Below are 25,123 nucleotides of genomic sequence, written 5' to 3'. Positions count from 1 at the left end.
TTGATTTTTTGTTATTTGTTTTGGTATTTCTTATTCCAGGCTCGCCTGATCGGCGTATAACTGATGATTATTTTAAAATTCTATTAGCAGTGATGAATTGCGGAGTAATCTGTTTCACCAAAATGGTGACTTATTTCAGGGCACTTTTTTTCATACAGTGAAGTTATTTTCACTAATAAAAGTTCAGCGGATAAGTATTTATATATGAAAAGCGATTTTCATATTTGAATAATGAGTTTCTTTAAAAATTAAATGGACTGTTTTTAAAAACTTACTGGACAAGGATGATGATATGAATTAAATCTGTTACATAAGAATCTGCGAGTGACTATTGTTTGATCATGGTTCTTTTTTTATTTATATATAAAGCTAACCTTTCATATAATCGGAGTTACTATGTCTTCGACAGTCAGTGATTTTATCATTACCGCAACCTGTCCGGCTAACTCGGGAATTATTTCAGCCGTTACCGGTTTCCTGAGTGAAAGTAAATGTTATATCAGTGAGTTATCTCAGTTTGATGACGAGCATCTCGGCCATCTTTTTTTACGTGCCCGTTTCCGTTTTGATAATGATGTCAGTGCCGATATTGAAAGTATTAAACCTGGTTTTTCTGTTGTAGCAGAAAAACTGAATATGAAATGGGATATTTTTGATACGGCGAAACCAATGCGGGTCGTATTAATGGTCAGTAAGTTTGACCACTGCCTGACAGATCTTCTCTACCGAAGAAATAAAGGTGAGCTAAACATAAATATTACCGCGATAGTTTCAAATCATCTTGATTTACGTCCAATGGCTGAACGTGAAGGGATCCGTTTTGTTTATCTTCCTGTAAACAAAGAAAATAAACCACAACAGGAAGCTGAGCTATTAAATATCGTTGAGGAAACGCAGACTGAACTGGTTGTTCTTGCCCGTTATATGCAAATTCTCAGTGATAGTTTATGCAAAAAACTGGCCGGTAAGGCGATAAATATCCATCATTCATTTCTGCCGGGTTTTAAAGGGGCTTCACCTTATCACCAGGCCTATCAGCGTGGGGTAAAACTGATTGGTGCAACGGCGCATTATGTCACTTCAGACCTTGATGAAGGGCCGATTATTGATCAGGAAGTGCAGCGGGTAGATCACACCTACCGGCCAAATGATCTGGTGGTCGCAGGCCGAAATACCGAGACAATTGCTCTTGCCCGTGCGGTGAAATATCACACTGAACATCGCATTTTCCTTGATGAAAATAAAACGGTGATTTTCTGATGTCGACTTTATTAAACTCTCAGGCTGTTGCTAAAAAAATTGATGGAAAAAAAAGTGCTGAATCCTTACTGGAGAATACCCGCAGGGAGGTTGATGAGTTAAAAAAACGGGGAGTTTATCCGTGCCTTGCCGTTATTCTTGTCGGAGATGATGCTGCCAGTCAGATCTATGTCCGCAATAAATTACATATTGCAGAAAAGACCGGAATAAAGTCTGTCGAATTATGTTTTGACAGCCAGTTAACGGAGGCTGAATTACTGTCCACGATTGAGGGTCTGAATAAAGACCTTCAGGTCCACGGTATTCTGGTACAGCTACCATTACCGAAAGGTATTAATGAAGCTGCGATTGTCCGCGCCATTTCACCGCTAAAAGATGTTGACGGTTTTCATCCGCAAAATGCCGGTGGATTGTTGCAGGGACAACGGGTGATAACGCCCTGTACCCCATTGGGCTGCTTATTACTATTACAGGAGTATGGCGGTGATTTGACCGGAAAACATGCTGTGGTGGTCGGGCGTTCAAATATTGTCGGAAAACCTATGGCCAGCTTGTTACTGCACGCCCACTGTTCAGTGACCACCTTACATTCCCGTAGCCAGAATGCGGCACAGCTTGCCCGCCAGGCGGATATTCTGATTGCTGCAGTCGGACAGCCACAGATGATAGAAGCCAGCTGGATCAAGCCAGGAGCATTGGTTATTGATGTGGGAATTAACCGTATTACCCTTGCTGATGGCAGTACCCGACTGATCGGCGATGTCGATTATGACAGCGTCAGCATGGTCGCCGGAGCGATCACTCCTGTACCTGGCGGCGTAGGCCCGATGACTATTGCCTGCCTGATGCAGAACACCGTGTTAGCCGCTGAATTACAAACACAACAGGCAGTACTAAGCCAGCCTGGCTAAGTAAGGAGTTCATTATGCCATTCGCATTATTAAAGTACGGCTTGTCATCAGCTTATCCTGCTGAAGTCGATCTCCCGGCACCGAAGGATCTGAAACCACACTATGATGTGGTGATTATCGGCGGGGGAGGGCATGGTCTTGCTATTGCTTACTACCTGGCGAAGTATCACGGTATTACTAATGTTGCGGTACTGGAAAAAGGCTATCTGGCGGGAGGCAATACAGCCCGTAATACAGCGGTTATTCGTTCTAATTACCTGACCTCTGAAGGCGTAAAATTTTACAGCGAGTCGGTCAGGCTGTTCCGTAACCTCTCTGGTGAGTTCGATTTCAATATTATGTATTCAGAAAGGGGACAACTGACTCTGGCGCATACCGACAGTACTGTGCGTGCGTTCCGTCAGCGGGCAGAGGTCAACAAACATTTTGGTGGCCGGACAGAGATGTTAGATCGCCAGCAGATTAAGGAACTGGTACCGACGTTAAATCTGGACCCTGCGAATTTACCGGTACTGGCGGGTCTATGGCATATCGACGGGGCAACTGCCCGCCACGATGCTGTTGCCTGGGGTTACGCGAAAGAGGCGGCAAAACGCGGGGTGGAAATTCATCAGATGACGAGTGCAGAAGATCTGGTGATTACAGGCGGGCGTATTACGGCAGTCAAAACTAACCGCGGCACCATCGGATGTGGTTGTGCGGTACAGGCGGTAGCGGGGCATAGTTCTCTGCTGGCAGCAAAAGCCGGTTTCCGGTTACCTGTGGTGTCATACCCCTTACAGGCGATGGTCACCCAGCCGGTAAAACCTTTCCTCGACCCGTTGGTCAGCTCTTCAGCATTACATTGCTATGTTCAGCAAACCAGCCGGGGGGAGGTGGTGTTTGGCGGAGGATCCGATCCTTATCCGTTGTACAGCACCCGATCTACCCTGGATCTCAAAGAGAGTCTGATCGCTCATGGTATTGAGATGTTTCCGTTCCTTGCTAAAGCACGGCTTATGCGGCAATGGGCAGGGATCACTGATATGACTCCCGACTACAGTCCTATTATGGGGGAAAGCCCGGTACAGAATTATTACCTTGATGCGGGATGGGGCACCTGGGGGTTCAAAGCAACGCCTATTTGCGGCAAAACCATGGCTGAGATGATCGCCAGCGGCGGGAAAACGCCGGCACTGATAGAGCCATTCCGGCTGGAGCGTTTCGCCAGGTTTACTCAGGTTAACGAAATGGGCGCCACTGCGGCCAGCCATTAAAGGAGTGCAGGATGAAAATTATGTTTTGCCCGCTGAATGGGCCGCGCAATATCAGTGAATTCGTCTATGGCGGTGAATTAAAGACCCTGCCAGAACAGTTAAGTTGCAGCGATCGCCAGTGGGCTGATTATGTCTTTTATGAGGATAACAGCGCAGGTATCGTGACGGAGTGGTGGTTCCATGCTCCTTCCGGTTACTGGTTTTTGGCGCAACGCAACACACTGACGGACGAGATTATCCGTACTTTTGATGCCAGTGAAATTTTTCCTAACCCGCACAGTAATGATCTGCCGGCCAGCATCCGGCAGGATCCGGAGGTGGTTGTATGAAAAAAGCCCGTCTTTCCGCCCCGATGGGACGACTGATCGAACGTAATAGCCCGCTGGACTTTACGTTTGAAGGGGAAACAATCAGCGGTTTTTATGGCGATACTATCGCCAGTGCCGTGATGGCCTCCGGGCGAAAAGTGCTTTCCCGATCGTTTAAATATCACCGTCCTCGCGGAATACTGAGCATGGCCGGAGAAGATGCCAATACCCTCGTGCAATTGCCTGACGAACCTAATGTACTGGCAGATATCCGTAAAGTGACAAACGGGTTAAAGGTCAGAGGACAGAACTATAAGGGCTCTCTTGACCATGACCGTGACCAGCGTATTGAAATGTTTTCCCGTTTTATGCCGGTCGGTTTTTATTACCGGGCTTTTTATAAACCGGCAGGGATGTGGAAACGCTGGGAACCGTTGATCCGCAGGAAAGCGGGGCTCGGGGTGCTCAATTTACAAGCCACTCCCGGTTATTATGATAAGGCTTATTTATTTTGTGATCTGATGGTTGTCGGGGCCGGACCGGCAGGGATACAGGCGGCACTGACCGCGGCAGATAACGGAGCGCGGGTCATTATTGCAGAGCAGCAGCCGATTATCGGCGGTTCTCTGACATGGTCACGGTTTTCTACCGATGCGGACCAAAGTGAACAGGTCTTACACTCTCTTTCCCGCCGTATTGACGAACATCCGCGTATCCGGTTACTGAAAAATGCCACCTGTAATGGCTGGTTTACTGATCATTATCTGCCCGTAATCCAGGGGCAGCGGATGTATAAAGTCCGTGCCGGCAGTGTGGTAGTGGCGGCCGGAGCGTACGATCAGCCAGTTATTTTTCGGAATAATGATTTACCGGGGGTGATGCTTACCAGTGCAGCGCTGCGTCTGATGTCTCACTACGGGGTGAAACCGGGCCAGCGGGCGGTATTACTGACAGGCAACGATGATGCATATTTTGCTGCTCTGACCCTCGCTGAACAGGGGGTAGAGGTTGCAGCAATTGTAGATATGCGGGCTGAAGTCGCGGAATCGGCGGTGGTCAGCCGTGTGAGATCGGCCGGTACTGAGATTATTACCAATGCTACTGTGTATGAAGCGTATAAAGATCGCATCAGCGGAGCAGTGTCAGGCGCGGAAGTGCGGGTCATCACCGGTGAGGGCAGTGTGGCGGAAGCAGGGAAAAATATTGATTGCGATTTACTCTGTATGTCTGCCGGTTATATGCCCGCCTGGCAGTTGCCCTGTCAGGCAGGTGGCAAACTGAGTTATGACGATGCGACTGCCAGTTTTTCCCTGAGTGGATTGCCCGGAGGAATGTTCACTGCGGGGTCGATTAATGGCTGGCATTCTCTGGGAGAGGTTCTGCGGGATGGGGTTACTGCCGGTCATCGAGCCTTACAGCAACTCGGCTTTACTCAGGCGCAGGCCGGTCTTCCTGCGGCAGCGGGGGGAGAGAAACCACAGATTAATTATCCATGGCCGATTTTTCCCCATCCAAAAGGTAAAGAGTTCGTTGATTTTGATGAAGATCTGCAAATCAGGGATATCGTGAATGCCACCCGTCATGGTTACCGGGATGTTCAGCTGGTAAAACGTTTTTCAACCGTCGGAATGGGTCCTTCACAGGGACGTCATTCGGCCCTGCCGACGGCCCGGCTGGTGGCAAAATCCACCCGGCGTAGTGTCAGCGAAACAGGGATTACGACAGCACGGCCACCGCTGAACGCAGAAAGTTTATCTCATCTTGCCGGACGACATTTTGACCCGTGGCGTGTCACACCGATGCACCAGCGCCATCTGGCGTTACAGGCGCAGATGATGCCTGCGGGTAACTGGCTGAGACCCGGCTGGTACCGGACGGAGACCCTCAGGGACAAAGCTTCTGCAGTACAGGCAGAAGCCCTGAATGTACGTAACAATGTGGGCATGATAGATGTGACGACCCTGGGAGGCATTGAGTTACGCGGGCCGGATGCGGCTGAATTTCTTAACCGTATGTATACCTTTGCTTTTATCAAACAACCGGTCGGGCGTACCCGGTATGCATTACTAACTAATGAGCAGGGAGTGGTTATTGATGATGGTGTGGCCTGTCGACTGGGAGAGCAGCATTTTTATGTAACCGCGACCACCAGTGGTGTAGCAAGGGTCTATCAGTCAATGCTGCAATGGAATATCCGCTGGCGACTGGATGTTGATATCACCAATGTGACCTCAGCTCTGGCTGCGGTAAATCTTGCCGGCCCGAATTCGCGACAGGTGCTGGAAAAAATATGTACAGATATCGACCTCTCTGCTGCGGCTTTTCCCTATCTTGCATGCAGGGAAGGGCATGTGGCAGGGATCCCGGCCAGGCTGTTGCGGGTCGGTTTTGTCGGCGAACTGGGTTATGAAATCCATGTGCCGTCCCGTTACGGTCAGGCGCTCTGGGATGCATTAGCAGAAGCAGGTAAGGAACTGAATATCCGGCCATTCGGCGTTGAAGCTCAACGCTTGCTGAGACTTGAAAAAGGTCATGTAATTATCGGGCAGGATACGGACGGAATGAGCCATCCGGCAGAGATCAATATGGGATGGGCGGTTAACCGCAATAAGCCTGAATTTATTGGTCGCCGTGCGATAGATATTCTGGAATCACAGACGCCGGTGCGCAAACTGGTGGCTTTCAGCTTACCTGCCGGGTCACCTCAGCCGCTGGAGGGGCATCTGGTCGTTGAAGGCGACAGGATCACCGGCAATATCACTTCATGTGAATATTCACCCACCCTGAACGCAATAATTGGCATGTCCTATGCATCAGCAGATAAGGCATCCGCCGGAGAAAGGATCACGATTCGCACTGAGGGCGGTAAAGAGGTATCAGCCAGGGTGGTAAAAGTGCCCTTTTATGATGCTGAAAATCAGCGACAGGAGCTTTAATGATGCAAACGATACAGGCAATCGCTGCAGGTCCGCTCGACCATTTGGTGCAGGAGGGCGGGTACCTTACAGCAGGTATAGATGATTTCAGCCATTATAGCAGGGCCGGATTTCGTGGCCGGCATGCCGACTATTATCTGAAACAGCGCGGTTTTACATTGCCGGATACGGCTAACCAGGCTGTCTGGCAGGATGATGGCTGTCTGGTGGCCCGTCTTTCACCGACTGAATATCTGTTACTTTCATCAGATCAGCAGAGTAGCCAGCGGATTGCTCACCAGGCACAGACATGGGTACTCAGCGAACTGTCCTGTTACCTGTTACCGCGACAGGATACCCACGCCTGTATTGCACTTTCAGGCAGTTTCCTGCCTGAAATGATGGCAAAACTTTGTGCCGTAGATTTGTCACGGGACAACTTTCCTGCGGGGGCGGTGGTGCAGACTTCGGTTGCCCGTGCCAGCGCTATTGTGATTAATGTGACAAGGTCAGAATTGCCACAGTTCTGGCTACTGACTGATACTTCTATGGCAGCTTACTTCCGTGATGTACTGACGGATGCAGTATCGGAGTTTAGTGACTAAGCCTTATTTTACATCCCTATCACCGGGCATTCGCCCGGATTTACCCGACGCAGGTGTATATGTCTATCGTTTCGCTCACTGATAACGACTACAGGGTACCAGCCCTGTTTCGCGGGCTGACCATTATTGAAATGTTTAACAGCCGTGACCGGTTACTCACTGTTCAGGACTTTGCTGACAAACTGGGCGTGTCCACATCCTCTATTTATCGTATTGTGACCACACTTACTGAGATGAACTATCTCGAGAAAGTGGCTAAAAACACCTACCAGCTGGGGCCTCAGGTGATTTCTAACGGATTCAGTTACCTTGCCTCCCGTGATCTGGTTGATATTGCGATGCCGCATTTAAATACATTACGTAATAGCGTCTCTATGTCCTGTCATCTGAGTATCCGTGAAGGGCAGGATGCGGTGTATATCTATCGTTCTTTTGCGTCACAACGTTTATCGGTTAATGTCCCGATAGGTACCCGTATACCCTGCCATTGCAGTGCGATGGGCCGTGTTCTGTTGACCGGCCTTACGGAAACGGATTTGGAGAGCCTCTATCAGCATACCCGACTGGACGGATATTCTGCAGCAGCTCCCCGTTCGTTACCTGAGCTGAAACAGACAATACAGCAGGACAGTATGCAGGGGTGGGTCGAGCATCGTTCTGATTTTGCCACGGCGATTGCTGCGCCGTTACGGGATCACCATAACCAGATTGTCGCAGCAATAAATGTGTCCGGGCCAGATGCTTTTATGGAAGAACCTCATCAGAGGAAAGTGATCCGTGATGCATTACTGGCGACTGCCCGGCGTATTTCGTTTGAACTGGGTAATATCAGGAAAATGGCGGAGAAAGTGACCCACAGATGAATAAACCAATAACTGTCAGTCAGCGCGAAAGTCCGCTCAGTCTGGAACAACATATTGCCCGTTCACTGAAGCAACGCCGTATCTCCCAGGGGTATAAAATATCGGATGTTGCACGTATCGCCGGGGTCAGTGTAGGTATGGTGAGTAAGGTTGAGAATGCCCATGTTTCGACCAGTCTTGATATTCTTAACCGGCTTTGTGATGCCATTGGTTTACCCGTATCAAAACTCTTCAGTGATTATGATATAGCTAAGCGCGGGGCCCAGTTAATTAAATCCGGTGAAGGAATGGAGGTGGTGCGCACCGGGACAGAGGCAGGTCACTCTTATCATTTACTGAGCTATGCTCAGGGACCACAGAAACTCTATGAGCCCTTTTTAGTGACAATGGATGATGCCAGTGAAGAGTTCCCTAATTTTTCCCATCCCGGGCATGAGTTTCTTTATCTGTTGCAGGGGGAATTGATTTATCGTCATGGAAAACATCTCTATCCTATGTTGCCAGGAGACAGTCTTTCTTTTGATGGCGGGGTCCCGCATGGACCTGAAAAGTTATTGAAAGTACCGATACAGCTATTATCGGTAATTCATTATGATGACCAGGATGAGGGCTGATTTGCTCTCATTTTTTTTACTTGAATTGCACTGAAGTAATGCGCACTGCACTATTTTGTAATGACAGACATTCATATTTAATCATCTGGTTTTAATGATGAATTACAGAGACTTAATATATGTTTTATTTATGGGAGTAAAAACCATAAACGTGTTGTTTATGGTTTTTTTAAGCTGTCATTTATAGTCCGTCAATAATTGTTATCATAGCATTTGCTACTTCAATTCTTTCTTTTTTTGCTTGCTGGTATTCTATGGAGTTATAGCATTCAAGTGCTGATTTATAATCAGGGAATTCTATTATTACATGCTTTATAAATGTCTCTCCCTCCAGTGTTGTTGCTTTTTCCCCGCGTGCAATAAACCTCCCTCGATATTTTTTGAATGCTTCCGGAGCGAGTTCAATATACTTCTGGTATTGCTGGTGGTTGTGAATATTTACGTGAGCTACCCAATAAGCAGACATTATTTATCTCCGTTTTCAAGAACAGACCTGGCCAGGCTGGCAGCCTCAGTCAGATGTTTTTTTACAGCTTCTTTTGCCTGTCGCGGATTATTATCTTCAATGGCCTGATAAATCCGCGACATATGTTCAAAACCTGTTTTCTTACGTGCAGGGCACGCCAGTGTCAGCGCCCTGAGACGGCTGATACGACTGTTGAGCCTCTGAACGACTTCCCATGCAATAGTATGATTTGCAATAGAAAAAATACTTTCGTAAAAGCTCATAGATGCCGAAATTTGTTCAGTTTCGTTCCGGGCCTGCCCCGCCTTAGCGATTTGCATCAGTTGTTTATATAACTGCTTTTTATCGGTAGCGGTGGCTATTTCTGCACAGTCCTTAGCGGCTTCAGTTTCCAGTAATTGGCGAATATCATAGATTTGGCTGGCTATTTCCCAGCTTAATACGGCAACAATCGGCCCTTTTTTAGGTATATTTTCTATTAAACCTTCGGCTTCAAGATAACGGATAACTTCACGAACGACAGTACGGCTAACGCCTAATTCGTCACACAGACTGCGCTCCACTAAACGATCACCTGCTTTAAAATATCCGGAAATAATTGCCTCCCTTATTTTTTCAAGGGCGAGTTCCCGTAAAGTGACCGGTGTATTTTCTATCTTCAGAGAGTGAATATCAGCCATGGTTTTCTCAGTATTGAATATTTCTATTTTTCGGCAGAGAAAATGTTCTCCGTTATCTTTTACTATTAGCACTATTCTTTACATGAAATCAATCCTGTCCTGTTTTTCATATATGTATATCCCGTCTGACGGGTGAGTTGTTCAGCAGGGAAAATGATGCAGCTCACAATTTATCCATCTTCAGGGTTTATATGTCTATTGAATTAATTTAGATATTAATAATCAATAAGTTAAAAATAATCTCTTTAATTTTTCTGACTGTATTGTGAATTAAATCACAATACAGAACCGGCGCCCTATTCGGATAACGATGGGAAAGGTTTTTATTCTAATGTAATGAATTATAAGTATTTATTCTTTAGTTTTATCAGCCACATCGGCAGCGCATAAGAATGCCATATGATGGTATACCAAATTTTGACATACCATAAATTCCAATGTTATATCGATTAACTGCACTTGCTATTAACAATTAATTAACATTAGAGGGCGTTTGTTATGCATCCAGAGATCCGTAAAACCATAGTGACTACCGAAACTGTCTACTCCGATGGTGGTAAAGCAGCCACTTCCCCGCTAGTGATGATTGCGGCGGCAGCCGTAGTGACTAACCCCTGGGCTGATAAGGGCTATGTGGACGACCTTTCACCGGCAATCCGTGAGCTGGCACCCGTACTGGGCGAGTTACTTACCGGTTTAATTATTCGGGAAGCCGGCGGGGGGGAGAAGGTTGTCGCCTATGGAAAATGTGCCGTGACCGGACTGGCGGGTGAACTGGAACATGCTTCGGCCCTGATCCATACCTTACATTTCGGGAACCATTACCGTTCGGCGGTTAAGGGGAAAACATACCTGGCGTTTAATAACACCCGTGGTCCGGCGAATTCTCCGATTCTGATCCCGATGATGGGGACCAGTGATGAAGGCACCCGTGAACACTATCTCACCATGCAGTTCGCGATTAATGATGCCCCTTTCAGTAATGAAATTGTGGTTGCTCTTGGTGCAGCGCTCGGCGGACGACCACATCATCGCATCGGTAACCGTTACCTCGACCTGAAAGAGTTAGGCCATGACCAGAAAAATCCAGCAGCTGTCTGACTCTGGCGCCCGGGTTAGCTATCTGGAAGAAGGTGACGGGCCGCCTTTAGTGCTTATCCATGGAGTAGGCATGAATGCCGATACCTGGTTTTTACAAACCGAACAACTCAGCCGTTATTTCAGGGTTATTGCTGTCGATATGCCGGGACATGGTCAGAGTACCGGTTTCAGCCACCCGGCGACATTAAAAGATTATGTGGAATGGCTGGCATCATTCCTGCAAGCCCGTAAGGAACAACGTTTTGCTATTGCCGGTCACTCGATGGGAGCTCTTATTACCGCAGGTATAGCCATTGATTACCCTCAGCTGGTGAGTCATGCCGTGGTAATCAGCGGCGTGTACAAGCGGGATGAGGCAGCCCGCAAGGCCGTTTTGCAACGTGCGAAGGAGCTTGCTCAGGGAGATGTCAGGCTTGATGCTCCTCTTGAACGCTGGTTCGATGATTCTGCTGCTGACAGTCCGCTGCGTAACAGAGTCGGCACCTGGCTACAGCAAGTTGATCGCCATGGTTACGCTCGGGCCTATCAGGCATTTGCCACCGGCGATCGTGTGTATTCTGACCGCTGGAATGAAATGGACTGTCCGGTACTGGTGATGACCGGTGAAAAAGATAGCAATTCAAATCCACAGATGACAGCCGCGATGGCCGATGCTGCCCGTTCTGGTAAAGCAGTTATCGTCGAAAATGCCCGGCATATGCTGAACCTGACCGATGGGGTACGTGTTAACCAGGAGATCCTGGCGTTTCTTAGCCCCGACACTGCCATTGTCAGCCCGCCAGAGCCAGTTAAGGAGTAAGTGATGGACGACGAAAAACGTAAACAATTAAGAGATGCTTTTGGTGCATTTATGACCGGAGTGACGGTTGTGACGACCTTTGACCCTCTGGATCAGCCACAGGGTTTTACGGCTAACTCATTTTCATCCGTATCACTTGATCCGCCTTTACTGCTGGTCAGCATTGATAAACGGTCGGCCAACTTTGACAATTTTGTTCAGTCATCATACTTCGCGATTAATATTCTGGCTGAGCAACAGAAAGACGTGTCCGATATTTTTGCCAGAAAAATGTCTGATCGCTTTTCGCGGGTTGCCTGGCATACAGGTACTGCAGGGACACCGCTACTGGGTGGCAGCGCTGCCTGGTTTGAGTGTGCGATGCATCAGGTTGTTGATGCGGGTGATCATGCGATCTTAATTGGTGAAGTGAAACAGTTTGCTGCCAATGCTCAGCCGGGTCTGGGGTATTACCGCGGGGGCTATTTTACCCCTTACCAGAACGCAGAATCCCTGATCGACGCGCAGGATATTGTCAGTACGTTGATTGAAGCAGAAGGAAAAGTACTGGTCGTGAAAACACAGCAGGGCTACAGGCTGCCGGTTCGTCAGATTAAGAAAAGCAGTGCCAGTGAATGCCCGGGGATCATCGTCAGCGAACTGACTACCGAAGCAAGCCCCGGTTTTATTTATTCCCTCTGGCAGAACCGGCAGCATAAACAACGACATGTCGTCTTTTTGTGTAATCTGCCGACGACAGCGGCGTTGTCGGCGGTACAGGGCGGAGAATGGGTTGATCTACAGCAGCTTACCGGACTGTCTTTCGCGGATGCAGCACTGAAACCGTTGCTGACGAGGTTCGTCACAGAATACCGCAGTGGCAACTATAACCTGTATTACGGTGATGATACCCGCGGCACTGTCCATCCGTTAGCTAACTCTGTCCATCGGGAGGTTGTATGAAACTGTCTCTGTTTTTGCATATGGAACGAATTTCTGCGGAAGATGACCAGCAGCGGTTATATGAAGAGATGATGCAGTTATGTGAAATAGCTGACCAGGGCGGATTACATGCTATCTGGACCGGTGAACATCATGGAATGAATTTCACCATTGCCCCGAATCCTTTTATCAATCTGGTCGATATTGCACACCGCACCCGAAACGTCCGCCTGGGGACGGGGACAATTATTGCTCCCTTTACACATCCTATCCGTCTGGCCGGTGAAGCCGCAATGACCGATCTTATCACCGGTGGTCGTCTCGACCTTGGTATCGCCCGTGGTGCATATGCTTACGAATATGAAAGGTTAATGCCAGGGATGGATGCCTGGCAGGCAGGGCAGCGGATGCGTGAATTAGTGCCTGCAATCAAAGCCCTGTGGGAGGGCGATTATACACATCAGGGGGAATACTGGAATTTCCCGGCCACGACATCCTCACCAAAACCGGTACAAACACCTCACCCTCCGATTTGGGTCGCGGCCCGGGATCCTAATAGCCATGATTTTGCAGTGAAAAATGGCTGTAATGTCCAGTGTACTCCGTTGCATCAGGGCGATGAGGAAATAGAACGCCTGATCGGCTGTTTTCATGGCGCATGCCGTGAATATTTACCGGAAAAACCGCTTAAAATTATGTTGCTTCAACACGGTTATGTGGCCGGTGATGAAGAGGATGCCTGGCAGGCGGCTACCGAAATTCATCGTTTCTATAACTATTTTGGTGCCTGGTTTAAAAATCAGCGCCCGGTGCGGCAAGGACTTATTCAGGCGCTGAGTGAAGAGGAAATTGCCGCCAGCAATTATTACAGTGTTGATGCTATGCGCAAAAATCTGGCTATCGGCTGTGCAGATGAAGTGATTGCCAGACTGAAAAAATATGAAGCGCTGGGTTATGACGAATATGCCCTGTGGCTGGATAATGGTATGACGTTTGAGCGTAAGAAAGCCTGCCTGGAACGTTTTATCCGCCATGTTGCCCCTGAGTTTCGTTAAACGGAGATATGATGGAATCGTTCAAACTTTATATTGATGGTCAGTTTGTTCCCGGTAATACGACATTTACTTCTCTGAATCCGGCCACTGCAGAGCCCTGGGCTTGTATTGCTGAAGCCCGTAAAGAGGAGACGGATAATGCTGTTAATGCTGCCGTCCGGGCTTTTGAATCCGACAGCTGGCGTACTCTGACAGCAGGGGCACGTGGGCGGTTGTTATTACGGCTGGCGGACTTGATTGAACGTGATGCGATGAAACTCGCACGGCTGGAAACCCTGGACACCGGGAAAATTATTCGCGAAACCCGGGCGCAGATTGCTTATGTGGCAGAGTATTATCGTTTTTATGCCGGTCTGGCGGATAAAATGGACGGCAGTAGTCTGAGCATTGATAAGGCTGATATGGAGACCTGGATAAAGCGCGAACCACTGGGGGTTGTGGCCGCGATTATTCCCTGGAACAGCCAGTTATTTTTGTCTGCGGTAAAAATTGGTCCGGCGATTGCGGCAGGATGTACCCTGGTGGTTAAAGCGGCAGAAGTTGCCCCGACACCTCTGTTGGCGTTTGCCGGGCTGATTGATGAAGCCGGATTTCCCCCCGGAGTTATTAATATTATTACGGGATTTGCTGAAGAATGTGGTTCCTGTCTGACTTCTCACCCGCTGATTGATCATATTGCATTTACCGGCGGAGCCGAAACGGCCCGGCATATTATCCGTAACAGTGCCATAAACCTCGCCAGCACTTCACTGGAACTGGGGGGAAAATCACCCTTTATTGTATTTGCTGATGCCGATCTGGAAAGTGCTGCTAATGCACAGATCGCTGCGATCTTTTCAGCAAGCGGACAGAGTTGTGTCGCGGGATCACGATTACTGGTACAGGAAACTGTAAAAGAACAGTTTCTTCATCTGCTGGTCACTAAAGCACAGGGGATCATTATCGGATGTCCTCAGGATCCTGAAACTCAGTTTGGCCCGCTGTGTACTGCCGCTCAAAAGGAAATAATTGAACAGGTAGTGACCCGCAGTATTGCCCGGGGAGCAAAACTTATCCTCGGGAATCAGCCTGTCGGAAAAAAAGGATTTTACTATCCTCCGACAATCCTTGATTGCAGTCAGTGTCCTGACGCCGACTCTGTCTCACAAGAGTTATTCGGACCTGTATTATCTGTATTAACGTTCAGTAACGAGGCCGATGCTATCCGACTGGCAAACAGTAGCGAATATGGTCTGGCGGCGGGAATTTTTACCCGTAATCTGACGCTTGCCCATCGGGTGACCCGAAAAGTTCGCAGTGGTGTGGTATGGGTGAACACATACCGTGTTGTATCTCCGTTAGCGCCTTTTGGCGGGTTTGGGAAATCTGGTTTTGGTCGTGAAGGGGGAATTGATGCTGCTCTGGAGTACACGACCACGAAAACGGTATGGCTACGGACCAGTGATGAGCCTATTGATGACCCTTTTATTATGCGTTAGGGGTTAATGATATGGGGGAAATGAAAATTAATTCCCCATACAGATAATTCTGCTTTATATCAATGAATTAATTACGTCAGGCTTATGCTTGTCGGAACGGATTTGTACTTTTTAAAGGAAGGTCTTTCTATTTTAAAAATTAAATATCATTAATTCCGGAGGGTGATGTGAATAAAAAAACCACTCAGAAAAGAATAATAGAAGATAAATCGGTAGACTTTGTTCCAGAATCAGAAAGGCATGGTAAATCTCACAGTTTATTTACATTATGGTTTTGTACTAATATCGCGCCATTAGCAGTTGTCAGTGGCGCTATTGCGACAGAATCTTTTCATCTTGATGTTATTTCTGCACTGACTGCAATTATTACTGGCCACCTTTTTGGTGGTATTTTTCTCGGGCTGACATCGGCTCAGGGCCCGAAAGTCGGGATACCACAGATGGTACAAAGCCGGGCCCAGTTTGGTCGTTATGGTTCATTGCTGGTGATCAGTTTCACTACTGTTATTTATCTTGGTTTCTTTATTTCAAATATTTCACTTTCCGGAAAGTTAATCAATAATGTTATTCCTGATATCAATGTCAGGAGCTCAACCATTCTCGGAGCAATGCTGGCCACGATCATTGGTATTATCGGTTACCGGTTTATACACCGGATTAACAAATTCGGAGCATGGGTAATGGGGGCGGCCATGATAACCGGTCTGGTGCTTATGCTGTCACATCCGCTGCCTGAGAATTTCTGGCTGCGGGGTGGTTTCAGTCTTGCGGGCTGGTTCGGGACCTTTTGTATCGGGGCAGTATGGCAAATCAGTTTCTCACCTTATACGTCGGATTACTCACGCTATTTACCTGCCAGCACAGGGATCGCCAGGCCTTTCTGGGCGACTTATCTCGGCGCATGTGGCGGAACGATACTGGCTTTTGTCTTCGGAATGATTGCAGTGAATATCGCACCAGACAGTGATGCAATGGTATCAGTACGCCATGCCACCGGATGGCTGGGACCGGTATTAATGATACTGTTTTTAATTAATATTATCTGTCATAACTCGATGAACTTATACGGAGCGGTCTTATCTCTGATTACCGCAGCTCATACTTTTTTCCCACAGCGCTCTCCCGGAGTTATTACCCGGTTAATTGTTTCAGTTGTTGTGTTATCGATGAGTATTATCGTTGCACTTGAAACATCAAAACATTTCGTTGCTTTCTTTATTAATCTTATTCTGGCATTAATCTCTGTCCTGACACCATGGATAGTGATTAATCTTCTTGATTTTTATGTTATTAATAAACAAAGGTATAATGTCAGTGCTATTTTTAGTCCGGACGGAGGATGTTATGGATTACTGAATCTAAAAACAATGTTTGTTTATTTTATTGGTATCCTTGTACAAATACCTTTTGTTGAAAATGCCTTCTTTCAGGGGCCTTATGCCAATATTATTCCCGGCATTGACTTATCATGGGTTATCAGCCTTGTTATTACATCAGTCATCTACCCGGTATTTGCCCGCAGGACCCGACATAGCTACAGTAAAGTTTTTCAGAAAATAACCTGAAGGTTGTAAGAGAGTTATGACTTTCTGACATCATCCAGCGCGGTAAGCTGTCTTTTACCTGCCACAGAAATCATACCTGTGGCAGGTTCCGCTGATCTGGCGGGATCTCTTTTTTTAACCGGTAATAAATTCCCTGTAGCCAGAGATGATAACCGTTATTGCGAAATAGCTGAAAATGACTGCGGATGCCAGATAGGAAAATGTCAGTAAGCGGTTGCCGAGTAATTTCCCGCCGACACTGCCTGCCAGGCAGAGTGTGCAGGTCCAGAGTACCCCGGCGGTAAAAAATCCGCCGAGGAACAGGCCGGATGCCGCAATGCTGTGCTGACCCAGCCGTGAAATCAGAGCCCCGCCAACGGTGACAAACCACAAAATCGCGGACGGTGAAGAGATGGCAAGCAGAATGCCGCGGCAAAATTCACGGGGTAATGATCCGGAGGCGATGGCTTCACTGACCTTCAGCGCTGTCGTTTGTTGTAATGCTGCCCGCAGCATCTTTATCGCAAACCAGACTAATATTGTTCCTCCGCCCACCCAGAGTACCCAGCGCACCGCTTCAAACTTCAGTAAGACAGCCAGACCTGTCATGGCCAGTAACGCATAGGCTAAATCACCAATACAGCTGCCTATACCCAGCCAGAAACCGTAAAAGTAACCGCGCTGCATTGCCAGAGTGAGCATCGCAATATTCGCGATACCAATGTCGAGGCACAGTGAAAGGCTCAGCAGAAAACCGTTAGAAAACTGAAGCATTGAATCAACCCCTGATTATTGTCGTTATGGGATAGCCGTTGTCCGGTACTGAAGGTTAATACGGAACCTGCGGGGTTCTGAGATTGCAGATTGCCATCTGTAGCGGAGGGTATCCTTTGGCCAGTATCCGCAGCTCCCGGCAAAGGAGCAAGCGTAAAACTGCCTGCCCGGTGTTTTCCCGATAAGATCTGCCGCTGAGCACCGGTATAAGCATTATCTTCTGATAAAATAATAAGTTATCTTTACTATCAGTGGACTGGCGCAGAAAAAGCGGCCGGGGAGTCATCGCAGAGCGGCTGTCAGGACAGGGCGTCAGGGGGAGAGGCAGGGGCGATTTTACTCTGAGGGTGTCCGGCTGCCGGATGTTTAGCGGTACCGTCTTAAACAGGATATTAGTGTAACCGTTACCACTCTCCAGAGTAGCTGAGATACGGCAGATTATCTGCCATTTCTTTATTCTTATTTATTCTTTTAAATACATTATTTTTTCTATTCAGCTATATGGCCTGTCTCCGGAAAAATCTGAATCGTGCCGCTAATGTGTAGATTTTTTTCAGGAATTTGTACGGATAAATGAACAGTTTTGTTGGCGACCTGTCATCAGGACTATGAAAAAATGTTATTGTCAATGTGTCAGGATCACAAAAAACATTATTAAAACCAATTAAAAAGGTCTAACCTTATAGTCGACTCTTTTACTTATATATACAGTTGTTGACTTGAAGGTTAATTGAATGTCACGGGAATCCCGAGGTTTTCGCCTCATAACACTAGTAATATCGGTATTCTGCACCTTGTGGTTACTAATCGGCGGTGGCTGGTTACTGACGCTGGGCGGAACGTCCTACTATCTGATCAGCGGCATCGCTATGGCGGTGTTCACTGTTATGTTGTTAAAGAAAAGAAGCTGTGCTTTTTATCTTTACACTCTCATCCTGTTAGGCACTGCTGTCTGGGCCTATTGTGAATCCGGCCTTGATTTCTGGGCTCTGGCGCCACGTCTGGATATCTGGGTACTGTTTGGTATCTGGATGATTCTGCCATTCGTTTATCGCCAGCTGGCCGCACCAAACAAAAAAGCGACGGCGCTGATGGTGATTGCAATTGTAATCAACCTGGCAATGGTCGTTGGTGCGTTCTTCGGTAAAGATCCACAGGAAATTAACGGTACGCTGAATGTTGCAGCACCAGCTGCGCCATCTCAGGCGAATGCCGGTGCCGACTGGACCGCTTATGGTGGTACTCAGGCAGGTGACCGTTACTCTCCTCTTAGCCAGATTAATGAAGATAATGTTAAAAATCTGCAAGTGGCGTGGACCTACCAGTCAGGCGATGTAAAACGTGCTGATGACCCGGGCGAGATTACTAACGAAGCGACACCGCTGAAAGTAGGTAATCTGCTGTACACCTGTACTGCACACCAGATTCTGGTGGCGATTGATGCGGCGACGGGTAAAGAAAAATGGCGTTTTGATCCAAAAATCAAATACGACCCGACCTTCCAGCATATGACTTGCCGTGGTGTTTCTTATCACGACTTCAATGCTGCTGTGAACCCGCAGAATGCTCCGGCATCTCCTGCTGCCTGTTCACGCCGTATTTACCTGCCAGTCAATGATGGTCGTCTGTTTGCAGTCGACGCGGAAAATGGCCAGCTGTGTAAGGAATTTGCTAATAACGGTGAGCTGGATCTGCAACATCAGCAGCCGAATGCCTTCCCGGGTGGCTATGAGCCAACTTCCCCGCCAATCATCACTGATAAAGTGATTGTGATTGCCGGTGCAGTTACCGATAACTACTCTACCCGCGAGCCGTCAGGCGTTATCCGTGGCTACGATGTGAATAACGGTAAACTGCTGTGGGCATTCGATCCGGGTGCTAAAGATCCAAACGCCATTCCGGCAGATGGTCAGCACTACAGCGCCAACTCTCCTAACTCATGGGCGCCAGCCGCTTATGATGCCAAACTGGATATGGTCTACCTGCCGATGGGTGTAACTACCCCTGATATCTGGGGCGGTGACCGTACTCCGGAGCAGGAGCGTTACGCCAGTGGTATTCTGGCGCTGAATGCGACGACCGGTAAAGAAGTGTGGTTCTACCAGACTGTCCATCACGATCTGTGGGATATGGATATTCCGGCTCAGCCAACGCTGGCAGACATTACTGATAAAGACGGTAAGGTTCAGCCGATCATTTATGTACCGACTAAAGTAGGTAACATTTTTGTCCTGAACCGTGAAACCGGCAAACTGGTTGTACCGGCACCGGAACTTCCGGTACCACAGGGCGCGGCTAAAGGTGACCATGTGTCTCCGACCCAGCCATTCTCTGAACTTACTTTCCGTCCTCAGGCAAAACTGACCGGCAGTAAGATGTGGGGCGGTACGATGTTTGATCAGATGATCTGCCGTATCATGTTCCATCGTCTGAAGTATGACGGTACTTTCACTCCGCCATCAGAGCAGGGGACTCTGGTATTCCCTGGTAACCTGGGTATGTTCGAGTGGGGTGGTATTTCAGTTAACGGTGGCAGCGACTTCGCTATTGCTAACCCGATGCAACTGCCGTTTGTTTCAAAACTGATCCCTCGTGGTCCGAACAACCCGATGGAACCGCCTAAAAATGGTGGCGGTGGTTCAGGTGGCGAAGCAGGCCTGCAGCACATGTATGGTGTTCCTTATGGTGTTGAACTGAATCCGTTCCTGTCACCGTTTGGTCTGCCATGTATGGAACCTTCATGGGGCTTTGTGTCTGCGGTTAACCTGAAAACTAACCAGATTGTGTGGAAAAAACGTATTGGTACTATCCGCGACAGCGGCGGTCCGATTCCTTTACCACCAATCACCGTCGGTACTCCGATGCTGGGTGCACCAATCACAACGGCCGGTAACGTGTTCTTTATCGCTGCAACCCTGGATGACTACATCCGTGCTTACAGCGTACGTGACGGTAAACTGCTGTGGCAGGCTCGTCTGCCGGCAGGTGGTCAGGCAACACCTATGACCTATGAAGTTGACGGTAAGCAGTATCTGGTGATTGTTGCCGGCGGACATGGTTCGTTCGGAACTAAAATGGGCGACTACATCGTCGCTTATAAATTACCTTAACGGTGATTGTTCAGGGTATAGCGTGCTATACCCTGTATACATCCCTGATAAAAAATCCCCGCCGGCAGTATTGCCGGCGGGGATTTTTTTCGGTTTTCGCCAGACTCTGGCACCCCTGCCGATGTCTGTGACTGCCGGTCTGCGGTAAGGGCCTCCGGCAGGCAGCCAGCCATTTTCAGAATGCCCTTCCTGAACTAACCCTATTCATCAGGCCAGGAAGACGGGGTATTTTTGATCACCTGAGTCAGAATATCCTGAGCGTTGCTGACAAACCCGTGCCATTGTTCAGCGCTGAAAGGAATACCCATCAGACCGGTCACGAACCAGCAGGACATGATCACCCCGAAGCCGGCACAGAGAACACTGAACAGAGTAAGGTGATGCCGCCGGCATTTGATCGTGGCGCTACTGGCGAGAAACATCGCCAGTGCACTGAGTAATCCCCAGCGCATAATAAGAAAATTTGCAGTTAATGTAGCCATTTTTACCTGTGACCGGCGCTGAAATAAAGTGCGGTGATCTCTGCCGACGGGTCTCCTGACCGCGGGGGATCAGCAGGCCGGACAGCCTGAATTTGTGATGCGGGTCACATTATAGACGGTTAATCTGCGGGGGAGAACAAAAAATAAGCGCTGAAAAGAGGGGGGAAGCGGCAGAGTACAGGTAATGCCGCCAGCCTGGCAGCATTATCGTTACATCATACCGGAAGCGGTCGCATGATGGCCGGTGGCGGTGCGGCTGTCCGTATGGAATTCATTGCAGCGCATCGTCTGGCGATAAGCGGTCGGTGTCTGGTCGAACTGGCGACGGAACACCCGTGAAAAAGTTTGCTGTGACTCATAACCATACTGTAAGGCGATATCAAATACCGGACGCCGGGTTTTACACAGGGCAACAGCGGCCATCTCCAGACGACGCTCACGAATATAGTCGCCAAGGGTTTGCTGTGTCACTGCGCGGAACATACGTTGCAGGTGCCATTTCGAATATCCCGATTTAGCAGCGACCTCATCGATCGATAAATGTTTCCCGAGATTTTGGTTAATCCACTGGGTTAACGAATGAATGATTTCTTCTTGCATCATAGTTCTGTCCTTTACGGTGAGGCTGGTCACCGGGGGAGTGGTTCGGTATTTATGTCGGGATGGAGTATAATTCCTCAAGTTAACTTGAGGTAAAGGCCGAATATGAAAAAAGAGAGAAACTATCCGAAGCCGGTACTGACGCCAGGGGAAGTTGCGCGCCGCAGCGGGGTGGCGGTTTCAGCCCTGCATTTTTATGAAAGCAAAGGGCTGATTGCCAGTACCCGTAATAGCGGGAATCAGCGCCGGTATAGCCGTGATGTATTACGCAGGGTAGCGATTATTAAAGTGGCTCAGCGGATTGGTATCCCGCTGGCAACAGTCAGTGAAAATCTTGCGCAGATGCCGGTAAATAAACGTATGTCTGTCGGGGAATGGGAAACCCTGACCCGTCACTGGCGCGAAGAGCTGGATAAACGGATTGAGACACTGACTCACCTGCGTGATGATCTGAACGGATGTATCGGCTGCGGCTGTCTGTCGATGCGTGACTGTCCGTTACGTAACCCGGGCGACCAGTTAGCGGCCAGCGGGCAGGGGGCAGTATTATTAGAGAGAAACCCGCCGGCAGACAGTCGCGGGGATCCGCTGCCTGAATCAGGCGGAAAAAGTCTCGCGGAACAAGGATAAATCTGTAAACCCTGCGGGCAGAGGATATTTCGCACACCGGGATGCGTTTAATTGTCTTATTTTGTTTTACACTATCAGGTATATGATTTTGTAATTGATATTTATACGCCTGTGGAAGAGGCTAAAGGAAAGCATGGAAATCTTCTTTACCATACTGATTATGACGCTGGTTGTTTCGCTGTCCGGGGTCGCTGGCAGATTACTCCCTTTTCATATCCCCTTACCGTTAGTACAGATCATTGCCGGTGCGATCCTGGCATGGCCGTCTATCGGCCTGCATGTGGATTTTGACCCGGAACTGTTCCTGGTGCTGTTTATCCCGCCGTTACTGTTTGCTGATGGCTGGAAAACACCGACCAGTGAGTTTCTGCACCATGGCCGGGAAATTATCGGTCTGGCACTGGTGCTGGTGCTGATAACGGTGGTGGGTATCGGTTATCTGATTTACTGGACGGTGCCGGGTATTCCTTTAATCCCCGCCTTTGCCCTGGCAGCGGTACTCTCTCCAACCGATGCCGTCGCACTTTCCGGTATTGTCGGGGAAGGGCGTATTCCAAAGAAAATCATGTCGATAGTTCAGGGTGAAGCCTTAATGAACGATGCTTCCGGCCTGGTATCACTGAAGTTTGCCGTTGCGGTAGCGATGGGGACGATGGTGTTTACCTGGTCCGGTGCGACTATCGAATTTCTTAAAGTTGCTGTCGGCGGGCTGGTGGCCGGGGTACTGATCTGCTGGCTGTACGGTAAATCGTTACGCTTGCTGAGCCGCTGGAGCGGGGATGACCCGGCAACACAAACGGTGTTGCTGATGCTATTGCCTTTTGCGTCTTATATTATTGCCGAACATTTCGGGTTCTCCGGTATCCTGGCGGCAGTGGCGGCAGGGATGACCATCACCCGGTCGGGGATTATCCGTCAGGCACCGTTAGCCATGCGTTTAAGAGCAAACAGTGTCTGGCAAATGCTGGAATTTGTGTTTAACGGCATGGTCTTCCTGATGCTGGGTCTGCAGTTACCCAGTATCCTTGAAACCTCAATACAGCAGGCGAACGCCGATACCAATGTCAGTATCTGGACTTTATTTGCTGATGCAGTCCTGGTCTATAGCGCCTTATTACTGGTCCGTTTCTGCTGGCTGTTTATTATGCAGCGGCTCAGCCTGCGTGTGCTGAAGAAAAACCCGATGGAGTTCAGTAATTACTCGACCCGTGAGATGCTGATTGCCACCTTTGCCGGGGTTCGCGGGGCGGTCACTCTGGCCGGTGTTCTTTCAATTCCGTTGTATCTGGCGAACGGTGATGCCTTTCCCGCCCGTTACGAATTAGTGTTTCTGGCGACAGGGGTGATTATGTTCTCCCTGATTGCCGGGGTGATTATTCTGCCGGTGCTGTTGCGTGGTATCCCGGGAATGGATAAGAGTGAAAATGCCCGTGAACTGCGTACTGCCCGTGCGGTGATGGCTAAAGTGGCCATCGATAGCCTGTATAAGATGGAAGAGCGCCTGTCGAAAGACCCGGAGGAGAATATTGACCCTGATGTACTGAAAGAAGTCAGCTCCCGTGTGACCGGCAATTTACGCCGCAGGATTGACGGTAAAGACGATGTGGAACGGGCTATGTTTACCGAGAATCTGGAACGGCGTTTTCGTCTGGCGGCACTGCGTGCCGAGCGGGCGGAGGTCTATCATATGCGTGCGACTCAGCAAATCAGTAATGAGTCGATGCAAAAGCTGTTACGCGATCTCGACTTACTGGAAGCCTTACTGATAGAAAAAGAAGAGTAACCGCCCCGGGGGGAGCCAGACAGGCTCCCGCCATGGACTATAAAGAAACCACCGGTGGATTATCCGGCCAGAACTCGCGGCAGCAGTCAATCCAGGCGCGGGTACTGCTGGAAATATAGTTACCGTCACGCCAGACCAGGCCGAGTGTCCAGGTCAGTTCTGACTCCAGGGGCAGCCACAGCAGTGACGCCGGATCCAGCCGCTGGCAGATAGGTTCGGGCAAAATCGCAACGCCCATATCGGCCTGAACCATTGCCGCCAGGAAATCCCATTGTCCGCTGCGGATAGCAATAGCCGGTGTCAGTCCCATCCGCTGGAATAATTTATTCAACTGGCGGTTAAGGGAGAACTCTTCATTGAAGACCAGCAGCGGAAACCTCGCCACTTCCTCCAGAGAAACCCGTTCCCGTTGCAGCCAGGCATCAGTGCGTGGCACCAGTACACATAGCCGGTGTTCCATCAGCGGTAATACCTGTAGCGGAAACTCACTTTCGGCAGGTAATGCGGTCATGGCGATATCAAGACGCCCCTGTAACACAGCCTGCTGGGCCGCCAGCCCGCCAAATTCGGAAATTTTAAGCTCAACCCCCGGATAGCGTTTATGGAAAGCAGAGATTGAGCCGACAATCTGCATACCGACCATTGGCGGTATACCCAGCCGCAGTTCCCCGGTCATTAACTGATTAATGTCGCTTATTTCGGCCTCCAGCTGGCGGAACTCCTGCAGGATAGCGTTTCCCCGTTGATATACGGCTTTACCACTGTCCGTCAGGTACAGCTTACGGCCTTCCCGGAGCAGCAGGGTACAGCCGAGTTCCTCTTCCAGCTGGCGCAGCATCTTACTGATTGTCGGCTGAGTGACGTACAGTTTCTCTGCCGCGCGGGTAAAACTCTGCTGGCGCACAACTTCAGTAAAATACCGAATAGCCTTTACATCCATAACTATTCCTAAATGGCATGGTTAAGAT

At 48.9% G+C, this 25,123-nt stretch carries 23 protein-coding genes; 17 read left to right on the top strand and 6 right to left on the bottom strand.

Annotation, left to right across the window (positions count from 1 at the left end; all coding sequences use genetic code 11):
• Window positions 1-396 precede the first annotated feature (396 nt).
• From purU to JK216_RS07700, 8 genes are read left to right on the top strand one after another with little or no spacing between them, the layout of a single operon-like run.
• Window positions 397-1,260 (top strand): formyltetrahydrofolate deformylase, encoded by an 864-nt coding sequence (purU, locus tag JK216_RS07735; RefSeq protein ID WP_212707502.1) that lies wholly within the window; start codon window positions 397-399, stop codon window positions 1,258-1,260.
• On the top strand, window positions 1,260-2,171 hold the full coding sequence (gene folD / locus JK216_RS07730) for a bifunctional methylenetetrahydrofolate dehydrogenase/methenyltetrahydrofolate cyclohydrolase FolD (protein ID WP_212711430.1): 912 nt from the start codon (window positions 1,260-1,262) through the stop codon (window positions 2,169-2,171). Before purU ends, folD begins: the two co-directional genes overlap by 1 nt.
• A gap of 14 nt (window positions 2,172-2,185) precedes the next feature.
• Window positions 2,186-3,427, top strand: coding sequence for an FAD-dependent oxidoreductase (locus tag JK216_RS07725; protein WP_212711431.1), 1,242 nt, complete (start codon window positions 2,186-2,188; stop codon window positions 3,425-3,427).
• 11 nt (window positions 3,428-3,438) lie between these two features.
• Window positions 3,439-3,756, top strand: coding sequence for a sarcosine oxidase subunit delta (locus tag JK216_RS07720; RefSeq protein WP_212707499.1), 318 nt, complete (start codon window positions 3,439-3,441; stop codon window positions 3,754-3,756).
• Window positions 3,753-6,671, top strand: coding sequence for a 2Fe-2S iron-sulfur cluster-binding protein (locus JK216_RS07715; RefSeq protein ID WP_212710278.1), 2,919 nt, complete (start codon window positions 3,753-3,755; stop codon window positions 6,669-6,671). Before JK216_RS07720 ends, JK216_RS07715 begins: the two co-directional genes overlap by 4 nt.
• Window positions 6,671-7,255, top strand: coding sequence for a sarcosine oxidase subunit gamma family protein (locus JK216_RS07710; protein ID WP_212707497.1), 585 nt, complete (start codon window positions 6,671-6,673; stop codon window positions 7,253-7,255). The genes JK216_RS07715 and JK216_RS07710 overlap by 1 nt, the downstream gene beginning before the upstream one ends.
• A gap of 59 nt (window positions 7,256-7,314) precedes the next feature.
• Window positions 7,315-8,118 (top strand): IclR family transcriptional regulator, encoded by an 804-nt coding sequence (locus JK216_RS07705; RefSeq protein WP_212707496.1) that lies wholly within the window; start codon window positions 7,315-7,317, stop codon window positions 8,116-8,118.
• Window positions 8,115-8,732, top strand: coding sequence for an XRE family transcriptional regulator (locus JK216_RS07700; protein ID WP_212707495.1), 618 nt, complete (start codon window positions 8,115-8,117; stop codon window positions 8,730-8,732). The genes JK216_RS07705 and JK216_RS07700 overlap by 4 nt, the downstream gene beginning before the upstream one ends.
• A 181-nt stretch (window positions 8,733-8,913) precedes the next feature.
• Here JK216_RS07700 and JK216_RS07695 read toward each other — a convergent pair whose 3' ends face one another.
• Complete coding sequence (locus tag JK216_RS07695) at window positions 8,914-9,198, bottom strand: DUF1330 domain-containing protein (RefSeq protein WP_212707494.1); 285 nt, start codon at window positions 9,196-9,198, stop codon at window positions 8,914-8,916.
• On the bottom strand, window positions 9,198-9,878 hold the full coding sequence (locus JK216_RS07690) for a GntR family transcriptional regulator (RefSeq protein ID WP_212707493.1): 681 nt from the start codon (window positions 9,876-9,878) through the stop codon (window positions 9,198-9,200). Before JK216_RS07690 ends, JK216_RS07695 begins: the two co-directional genes overlap by 1 nt.
• A gap of 498 nt (window positions 9,879-10,376) precedes the next feature.
• Here JK216_RS07690 and JK216_RS07685 point away from each other — a divergent pair, with 498 nt between their 5' ends.
• The 6 genes from JK216_RS07685 to JK216_RS07660 all read left to right on the top strand — a co-directional run bounded on the left by JK216_RS07685 (window position 10,377) and on the right by JK216_RS07660 (window position 16,797).
• The gene (locus tag JK216_RS07685) at window positions 10,377-10,979 is read left to right on the top strand and encodes an amino acid synthesis family protein (RefSeq protein ID WP_212707492.1); all 603 of its coding nucleotides are present in this window, start codon (window positions 10,377-10,379) and stop codon (window positions 10,977-10,979) included.
• Window positions 10,951-11,778 carry an alpha/beta hydrolase gene (locus tag JK216_RS07680; RefSeq protein ID WP_212707491.1) on the top strand — a complete coding sequence of 276 codons (828 nt, stop codon included), beginning with the start codon at window positions 10,951-10,953 and terminating at the stop codon, window positions 11,776-11,778. Before JK216_RS07685 ends, JK216_RS07680 begins: the two co-directional genes overlap by 29 nt.
• 3 nt (window positions 11,779-11,781) lie before the next feature.
• On the top strand, window positions 11,782-12,720 hold the full coding sequence (locus JK216_RS07675; RefSeq protein WP_212707490.1) for a flavin reductase family protein: 939 nt from the start codon (window positions 11,782-11,784) through the stop codon (window positions 12,718-12,720).
• Entirely contained in the window at window positions 12,717-13,754 is a 1,038-nt protein-coding gene (locus JK216_RS07670) for an LLM class flavin-dependent oxidoreductase (RefSeq protein ID WP_212710276.1), read from the top strand. The genes JK216_RS07675 and JK216_RS07670 overlap by 4 nt, the downstream gene beginning before the upstream one ends.
• An 11-nt stretch (window positions 13,755-13,765) precedes the next feature.
• Window positions 13,766-15,232: an aldehyde dehydrogenase gene (locus tag JK216_RS07665; RefSeq protein WP_212707564.1), complete on the top strand. Its 1,467-nt coding sequence runs from the start codon at window positions 13,766-13,768 to the stop codon at window positions 15,230-15,232.
• A gap of 167 nt (window positions 15,233-15,399) precedes the next feature.
• The gene (locus JK216_RS07660; protein ID WP_212710275.1) at window positions 15,400-16,797 is read left to right on the top strand and encodes a cytosine permease; all 1,398 of its coding nucleotides are present in this window, start codon (window positions 15,400-15,402) and stop codon (window positions 16,795-16,797) included.
• 114 nt (window positions 16,798-16,911) lie between these two features.
• Here the strand turns inward: JK216_RS07660 and JK216_RS07655 are convergent, their stop codons facing one another.
• The gene (locus JK216_RS07655; protein WP_212707487.1) at window positions 16,912-17,550 is read right to left on the bottom strand and encodes a LysE family transporter; all 639 of its coding nucleotides are present in this window, start codon (window positions 17,548-17,550) and stop codon (window positions 16,912-16,914) included.
• A gap of 734 nt (window positions 17,551-18,284) precedes the next feature.
• Here JK216_RS07655 and JK216_RS07650 point away from each other — a divergent pair.
• A complete protein-coding gene (locus JK216_RS07650) occupies window positions 18,285-20,660 on the top strand; it encodes a glucose/quinate/shikimate family membrane-bound PQQ-dependent dehydrogenase (protein WP_212707486.1) in 2,376 nt (791 codons plus the stop codon).
• A gap of 200 nt (window positions 20,661-20,860) precedes the next feature.
• Here the strand turns inward: JK216_RS07650 and JK216_RS07645 are convergent, their stop codons facing one another.
• The gene (locus JK216_RS07645) at window positions 20,861-21,142 is read right to left on the bottom strand and encodes a YjcB family protein (RefSeq protein WP_212707485.1); all 282 of its coding nucleotides are present in this window, start codon (window positions 21,140-21,142) and stop codon (window positions 20,861-20,863) included.
• Window positions 21,143-21,352: 210 nt separating this feature from the next.
• Complete coding sequence (soxS, locus tag JK216_RS07640; RefSeq protein WP_212707484.1) at window positions 21,353-21,745, bottom strand: superoxide response transcriptional regulator SoxS; 393 nt, start codon at window positions 21,743-21,745, stop codon at window positions 21,353-21,355.
• Window positions 21,746-21,847: 102 nt separating this feature from the next.
• On the opposite strand from soxS, the gene soxR reads away from it, so the two are divergent.
• Entirely contained in the window at window positions 21,848-22,372 is a 525-nt protein-coding gene (gene soxR, locus JK216_RS07635; RefSeq protein ID WP_212711432.1) for a redox-sensitive transcriptional activator SoxR, read from the top strand.
• 133 nt (window positions 22,373-22,505) lie between these two features.
• Entirely contained in the window at window positions 22,506-24,155 is a 1,650-nt protein-coding gene (locus JK216_RS07630) for a Na+/H+ antiporter (RefSeq protein WP_212711433.1), read from the top strand.
• Window positions 24,156-24,192: 37 nt separating this feature from the next.
• Here JK216_RS07630 and JK216_RS07625 read toward each other — a convergent pair whose 3' ends face one another.
• On the bottom strand, window positions 24,193-25,095 hold the full coding sequence (locus JK216_RS07625) for a LysR family transcriptional regulator (RefSeq protein WP_212707481.1): 903 nt from the start codon (window positions 25,093-25,095) through the stop codon (window positions 24,193-24,195).
• Between the last annotated feature and the right edge of the window lie 28 nt (window positions 25,096-25,123).

Origin of the sequence: Tatumella sp. JGM94 (assembly GCF_018257595.1) — a bacterium.
GTDB lineage: Bacteria > Pseudomonadota > Gammaproteobacteria > Enterobacterales > Enterobacteriaceae > Tatumella > Tatumella punctata.
Note: the sequence above shows the minus strand (reverse complement) of the source record. Positions and strands in the feature narration are given on the sequence as shown.

Bases quoted from the DNA above. Each gene is read 5' to 3' on its own strand.
- purU (WP_212707502.1), top strand. From the start codon at position 397: ATGTCTTCGACAGTCAGTGATTTTATCATTACCGCAACCTGTCCGGCT.
- folD (WP_212711430.1), top strand. From the start codon at position 1,260: ATGTCGACTTTATTAAACTCTCAGGCTGTTGCTAAAAAAATTGATGGA.
- JK216_RS07725 (WP_212711431.1), top strand. From the start codon at position 2,186: ATGCCATTCGCATTATTAAAGTACGGCTTGTCATCAGCTTATCCTGCT.
- JK216_RS07720 (WP_212707499.1), top strand. From the start codon at position 3,439: ATGAAAATTATGTTTTGCCCGCTGAATGGGCCGCGCAATATCAGTGAA.
- JK216_RS07715 (WP_212710278.1), top strand. From the start codon at position 3,753: ATGAAAAAAGCCCGTCTTTCCGCCCCGATGGGACGACTGATCGAACGT.
- JK216_RS07710 (WP_212707497.1), top strand. From the start codon at position 6,671: ATGATGCAAACGATACAGGCAATCGCTGCAGGTCCGCTCGACCATTTG.
- JK216_RS07705 (WP_212707496.1), top strand. From the start codon at position 7,315: ATGTCTATCGTTTCGCTCACTGATAACGACTACAGGGTACCAGCCCTG.
- JK216_RS07700 (WP_212707495.1), top strand. From the start codon at position 8,115: ATGAATAAACCAATAACTGTCAGTCAGCGCGAAAGTCCGCTCAGTCTG.
- JK216_RS07695 (WP_212707494.1), bottom strand. From the start codon at position 9,198: ATGTCTGCTTATTGGGTAGCTCACGTAAATATTCACAACCACCAGCAA.
- JK216_RS07690 (WP_212707493.1), bottom strand. From the start codon at position 9,878: ATGGCTGATATTCACTCTCTGAAGATAGAAAATACACCGGTCACTTTA.
- JK216_RS07685 (WP_212707492.1), top strand. From the start codon at position 10,377: ATGCATCCAGAGATCCGTAAAACCATAGTGACTACCGAAACTGTCTAC.
- JK216_RS07680 (WP_212707491.1), top strand. From the start codon at position 10,951: ATGACCAGAAAAATCCAGCAGCTGTCTGACTCTGGCGCCCGGGTTAGC.
- JK216_RS07675 (WP_212707490.1), top strand. From the start codon at position 11,782: ATGGACGACGAAAAACGTAAACAATTAAGAGATGCTTTTGGTGCATTT.
- JK216_RS07670 (WP_212710276.1), top strand. From the start codon at position 12,717: ATGAAACTGTCTCTGTTTTTGCATATGGAACGAATTTCTGCGGAAGAT.
- JK216_RS07665 (WP_212707564.1), top strand. From the start codon at position 13,766: ATGGAATCGTTCAAACTTTATATTGATGGTCAGTTTGTTCCCGGTAAT.
- JK216_RS07655 (WP_212707487.1), bottom strand. From the start codon at position 17,550: ATGCTTCAGTTTTCTAACGGTTTTCTGCTGAGCCTTTCACTGTGCCTC.
- JK216_RS07650 (WP_212707486.1), top strand. From the start codon at position 18,285: ATGTCACGGGAATCCCGAGGTTTTCGCCTCATAACACTAGTAATATCG.
- JK216_RS07645 (WP_212707485.1), bottom strand. From the start codon at position 21,142: ATGGCTACATTAACTGCAAATTTTCTTATTATGCGCTGGGGATTACTC.
- soxS (WP_212707484.1), bottom strand. From the start codon at position 21,745: ATGATGCAAGAAGAAATCATTCATTCGTTAACCCAGTGGATTAACCAA.
- soxR (WP_212711432.1), top strand. From the start codon at position 21,848: ATGAAAAAAGAGAGAAACTATCCGAAGCCGGTACTGACGCCAGGGGAA.
- JK216_RS07630 (WP_212711433.1), top strand. From the start codon at position 22,506: ATGGAAATCTTCTTTACCATACTGATTATGACGCTGGTTGTTTCGCTG.
- JK216_RS07625 (WP_212707481.1), bottom strand. From the start codon at position 25,095: ATGGATGTAAAGGCTATTCGGTATTTTACTGAAGTTGTGCGCCAGCAG.